The sequence below is a fragment of the Vibrio sp. 2132-1 genome (assembly GCF_033344315.1).
In genome coordinates this window covers 1-881 of the sequence record NZ_JAWPON010000174.1, presented here as the reverse complement: position 1 = coordinate 881, position 881 = coordinate 1, and the positions used below count along the sequence as shown (strand labels likewise).

The 881-nt window shown below is 46.0% G+C and carries 1 protein-coding gene and 1 pseudogene; both read left to right on the top strand.

What is annotated here, in order from left to right:
* On the top strand, positions 1 to 547 hold a 547-nt coding region (locus tag R8N47_RS24235), incomplete at its 5' end, for a pyrimidine/purine nucleotide monophosphate nucleosidase domain-containing protein (RefSeq protein ID WP_318185981.1).
* A 73-nt stretch (positions 548 to 620) separates the two neighbouring features.
* Positions 621 to 881: pseudogene (locus tag R8N47_RS24230) on the top strand (flap endonuclease Xni); the annotation flags it as partial.

Below are 881 nucleotides of genomic sequence, written 5' to 3'. Positions count from 1 at the left end.
AGACAATGCTGATCAGCCGATGCCGATTGTGTTAACCGGACCAAAAGAGAGCGAAGAATACTTCCGTTCTATCGATGCGTTTATTCGCGATACCTTAGGTGAAGAAGGTCAAAAACACTACCAAATCGTCATTGATGATCCTGCAGAAGTTGCACGTATCATGAAGCGCTCGATGGAAGATGTACGCCTTCACCGTAAAGAAAAAGGCGATGCTTACAGCTTCAACTGGTCATTGAAAATCGAACCGGATTTCCAACTGCCATTTGACCCAACGCATACATCAATGGAAGGGTTGAATTTGAACTTAGATCAAGAACCTCAGGTTCTGGCAGCTAACTTACGCAAAGCCTTCTCTGGTATTGTGGCAGGTAACGTCAAAGCCGAGGGCATTCGCGAAATCGAATGCAAAGGTCCATTTTCCATTCATGGCGATCCTGTACTGATGAAGAAGCTCGACAAGCTACTGCAAGACTTCGTTGAACAGCATCGAATGAAATTGCCAGGCGGTTCTGATTATGAACCATGCTATCGAATTGCCCATCCATAAATTGGTGGTCGATAGTCTGGCTTGCATTCGTTACACTAGGGGCATTACGCCCCTTTTTTATTGCTAAGTCATTATGTCTATTCATCTTGTTATTATTGATGCCCTCAACTTGATTCGCCGTGTGCACTCTGCACAGCCGGATCCAACTGACATCGCAAGAACCATCACGACGACTCAGCGAACCCTTACGCGTATTCTTTCCGAAGCGAAACCAACACATATCATCGCGGTGTTTGATCACCATGAACAAGATAGAGGTTGGCGCGCTGAAATCCTTCCTGACTACAAGCAAAATCGCAAACCGATGCCAGAGCCGCTGATGCAAGGTTTGGAT